3 protein-coding genes are annotated in these 4,362 nt (G+C 73.4%); 1 reads left to right on the forward strand and 2 read right to left on the reverse strand.

The features are described 5' to 3' along the window. A partial coding sequence (locus ACLEQD_RS38010) for a tetratricopeptide repeat protein (RefSeq protein ID WP_410390743.1) occupies positions 1-1,681 on the forward strand: 1,681 nt, incomplete at its 5' end. Between the two features lie 238 nt (positions 1,682-1,919). On the opposite strand, the gene ACLEQD_RS38015 is transcribed toward ACLEQD_RS38010, so the two are convergent. Both ACLEQD_RS38015 and ACLEQD_RS38020 read right to left on the reverse strand, forming a co-directional pair. Beyond that, positions 1,920-3,332 carry an L-serine ammonia-lyase gene (locus ACLEQD_RS38015; protein WP_410390744.1) on the reverse strand — a complete coding sequence of 471 codons (1,413 nt, stop codon included), beginning with the start codon at positions 3,330-3,332 and terminating at the stop codon, positions 1,920-1,922. A 165-nt stretch (positions 3,333-3,497) separates the two neighbouring features. After that, positions 3,498-4,362, reverse strand: an 865-nt coding sequence (locus tag ACLEQD_RS38020; protein ID WP_410390745.1) for an HAD-IC family P-type ATPase, incomplete at its 5' end; no start/stop codon positions are given.

The following is a 4,362-nucleotide window of genomic DNA, read 5'->3' on the forward strand; positions in this document are numbered from 1 at the left end:
CGCGGTGGCGGCCACGGTGGTGCTGGGCGTGGCGGGCGGGGTGGCGTGGTCGCGCTCCCAGGTGTGCGAGGGCGCGGCGGACCTGGTGGCGGAGCGCTGGGGGCCGGACGCGCGGGAGAAGGTGACGCAGGCGTTCCTCGCGACGAAGAGCCCGGTGGCGCGGGACATGGCGCGCCGGGTGGGCGAGGTGCTGGACGGCTACGGCGCGGAGTGGGCGAAGCAGCACACGGCGGCGTGCGAGGACACGCGCGTGCGCGAGGTGCAGACGGAGGCGCTCTTGTCCCAGCGCTTCGTGTGCCTGGAGCGGCGGCGCAAGGACCTGGGCGCGCTGGTGGCCACGCTCCAGACGGCGGACGTGGCGCTGGTGGACAAGTCGCTGGACGCGGCCTGGGCGCTGCCCGCGCCGGGCGACTGCGCGGACGTGGAGGCGCTGACGGAGCTGCAGCCCCGGCCCGCGGACCCCGCGAAGCGCGCGGAGCTGGAGGCGCTGGAGGGGCAGCTGGCGGAGGTGAAGGCGCGCGTGGACCTGAGCCGGATGCCCAAGGCGCTGGAGCTGGCGAAGGGGGCGGAGGCGCGCGTGCTGGCCACGGGCTACCTGCCGCTGATGGCGGAGCTGAGATTCCACCTGGGCTGGGCACAGGCGGTGCTGGGCGACAAGGCCGCGGGCGGCGCGGTGCTGGAGCAGGCCGTCTACGACGCGGAGGCCGGCCGCGCGGACCGGCTGGCGGTGTCTGTGATGAACAAGCTGCTCTACGTGGACGGCGAGCAGGAGCAGTTCGCGCTCGCGCGGCGCTGGGGCAGGCTGGGCGAGGCGACGCTGAGGCGCGTGGGCGGCGATGCGGTGCTGGAGAGCGACCTCAAGGTGAACGAGGCCAACCTCGCGCTGATGCAGGACCAGCCGGACGACGCGCTGAAGCTGCTGGAGCAGGCGTCGGGGCTGCTGGCGAAGGCGCTGCCGGAGGGCCACCCCAAGCGGGCGCGGGTGGCGTTCACGCTGGGGCGCACGCTCTTGGAGACGGGCCAGAGCGCGCAGGCGGTGACGGTGTTGAAGGACGCGCTCGCCCAGACGGAGAAGGCGATGGGCCCCGTGCACCTGGACACGGCGCGCAGGCATCAGGCGCTGTCCATGGCGCTGCGCGAGCAGAAGGACTTCACCGGAGCGCTGGAGCACGCGCGGGTGTCGGTGGCGCTGCACCGCACGCTCCTGGGCGCGCAGAGCGTGAAGCTGGCGGAGGCGCTGGACGAGGAGGGCATGAGCCTGCTCGCGCTCAAGCGCTATGCGGATGCGCTGCGGGACTACGAGGAGGCCCTGGCGGTGAAGCAGGCGAAGCTGGGGCCGGACGACGAGCGGGTCTACTACTCGCTGGACGGCGTGGGGCAGGCGCTGCTGGGCCTGGGCCGCGCACGCGACGCGATTGCCCCGCTGAAGCAGGCGCTGTCGTTCAAGGACGCGCAGGAGGACTCGCTGGGCGAGTCCGGCTTCGCGCTGGCGCAGGCGCTGTGGACGGAAGGTGAGAAGGAGGCGGCCCGGGACGCGGCGTCACAGGCGCTCACGCGCTTCACGTCCGCGGGCCGCACGGCGCAGTCGAAGGACGTGGAGGCGTGGCTCTCCGCAAGGCCGGCGCCGATGGTGAAGGCCGTGCCGGTGTCCGCGACACGCGGCGGCAAGCGCAGGCGGTAGGCCTGCGAACGGAAGTCAGTCCGCAGGACTGCGCGGAGGGAGTCTGGCTGGGACCTCCCCGGCAGCGGCACACCGCACGAGCCTGTCCGACAGTCGGACAGGTCTGGACCCCCCGCGGCAGGGAGAGGCCGGGGCTTGGGCCGTCTCTGCCCGGCCCGCGCCGGTGTCGAAAGTGGTCCCGGCATTCGCGGCGCTCAGCGGCAAGCGTGGGCGGGCGCGCTTTGAACCGCCGGACGTCTCAGCACTCCGGCAGGCCGACGCTGAGGTTCGCGACCTCCAGGACGTTGACCGCGAGGCCGCCGCGCGCGGTCTCCTTGTACTTGTCCTTCATGTCGCGGCCGGTGTCGCGCATCGTCTTGATGACCTTGTCCAGGCTCACGAAGTGCCGACCGTCGCCGGACAGCGCCATGCGCACGGCGTTGATGGCCTTCACGGACGCCATCGCGTTGCGCTCGATGCAGGGCACCTGCACCAGTCCGCCAATGGGGTCGCAGGTGAGCCCCAGGTTGTGCTCCATGGCGATCTCCGCCGCGTTCTCCACCTGCAACGGCGTGCCGCCCAGCACCTCCGCCAGCGCCCCGGCCGCCATGGAGCACGCGCTGCCCACCTCGCCCTGGCAGCCCACCTCCGCGCCGCTGATGGACGCGTTCTCCTTGTAGAGCGACCCGATGGCCCCCGCCGTGAGCAGGAAGCGCACCACGCCGTCCGCGTTCGCGCCCGGCACGAAGCGCCAGTAGTAGTGCAGCACCGCCGGGATGATGCCCGCCGCGCCGTTGGTGGGCGCGGTGACGACCCGCCCGCCCGCCGCGTTCTCCTCGTTCACCGCGAGCGCGTACAGGTTCACCCAGTCCAGCACCGTCAGCGGGTTGGTGAGCCCGGCCTCCGGCCGGCTGACGAGCCGCTGGTACATCGCCGACGCGCGCCGCTCCACCTTCAGGCCGCCGGGCAGGATGCCGCCCGTGGTGCACCCGCGCGTCACGCACGCCTGCATCACCGCCCAGATGCGCAGGAGCCCCGCGCGGATGTCCTCCTCGCTCCGCGCCGCCAGTTCGTTGCGCAGCATCACCGAGCTGATGGGCAGCCGCTCCCGCTCACAGTGCTCCAGCAGCTCCGCCGCGGACTTGAAGGGCAGGGGCACGGAGGCCTTCTCCGCGCGCAGCGGATCCGCGCCCGCCGTCGCCTGCTCGTCCACCACGAAGCCGCCGCCCACGGAATAGTAGATGCGGCAGGCGAGCGACTCCCCGCCCTCGTCGAACGCGCTGAAGCGCATGCCGTTGGGGTGGTAGGGCAGCACCTTGCGCTTGTGCAACACCAGGTGCTCGCCGTCGCGGAAGGGGAGCACCAGCCGCTGGAGCAGCGACACGCGCCCCTCCGCGCGCCAGTGCGCGACGATGGACGGCACCAGCTCCACGTCCACGTCCTCGGGCGTGTCGCCGCGCAGTCCCAGGAGCACCGCCTTGTCGCTGCCGTGCCCCTTGCCCGTCGCGCCCAGCGAACCGAACAGCTCCACCTTCAGCCGCGTCACGCGCTCCAGGAGCCCCGCGTCCGACAGCCCCACCACGAACATGCGGGCCGCCCGCATGGGCCCCACCGTGTGCGAGCTGGAGGGTCCAATCCCAATCTTGAAGAGGTCGAAGACGCTGACAGGCATGGGGGCCACCATGCCATGTCCAACCCGCGCCGCCTGGGGCCCCCTGCTCACGACGCGCTGCATGCATCCAGTTCAGGTCATGCAGGCCGCAAGGCGACACTTCGCGCGTGCGCTTCCCCCTCCGGGTGTGGGGGAAGTTGCCATCCCAAGCATGACGCGCGCGGGCTAACCGGCGGCGGGCTGCGGGCCCGTGGCGGGCTGGGGCGGCGCGGCGGGCACCTTCGGCCGGAAGGCGAGCAGCCGCAGGCCGTTGAAGACGACGAGCAGCGTGCTGCCCTCGTGGAGCACCACCGCCTGGCTGATGCGCGTGAGGCCCAGCACGGCGGCGACGACGAGCACCGCGCTCACGCCCAGCGCGATGACCAGGTTCTGCTTCATCACGGCGGTGGCGCGCCGGGACAGCTCCAGCGCGAAGGGCAGCTTCGCCAGGTCGTCGCTCATCAGCACCACGTCCGCGGTCTCCAGCGCCGCGTCGCTGCCGGCGCCGCCCATGGCCACGCCTACCGCGGCGGCGGCCAGCGCGGGCGCGTCGTTGACGCCGTCGCCCACCATGGCCACCGGGTGCATGCGGCCCAGGTCCTTCACCGCCGTCACCTTGTCCGCGGGCATCAGCGGCGCCTTCGCCTCGTCCAGGCCCACCTGCTGCGCGATGGAGCGGGCCACGAGCGCGTTGTCGCCGGACAGCATCACCGTGCGCTCGATGCCGCCCGCCTTGAGCGCCTGCACCACCTGCCGCGCGCCGCCGCGCAGCGTGTCCGCCACGCCCAGCACGCCCAGGTAGCGGCCCGCGCGGCGCACCACCATCGTCGTCTGGCCCGCCTCCTCCAGCCGCGTCACCTCCGCGGTGACCTCCGGGGGAAGGGCCTCGCCCGCGAAGAGGGCCACGCTGCCCACCTCCACCGCGTCGTCGCCCACCTTCGCGCGGATGCCCTGGCCGTGGATGGCCTCCAGGTCGCGGCCCACGGGCACGGCGACGCGCGCGTCGGCGGCGCCGTCACCACCGCCCTGGCCAGCGGGTGCGCGGACAGCG

Origin of the sequence: Corallococcus sp. 4LFB (assembly GCF_046520365.1) — a bacterium.
In the GTDB taxonomy this organism is placed as follows: Bacteria; Myxococcota; Myxococcia; order Myxococcales; family Myxococcaceae; genus Corallococcus; species Corallococcus caeni.

What these genes read in the sequence shown, in the direction of transcription:
- ACLEQD_RS38015 (WP_410390744.1), bottom strand. Translation starts at nt 3,332, where the DNA reads ATGCCTGTCAGCGTCTTCGACCTCTTCAAGATTGGGATTGGACCCTCC.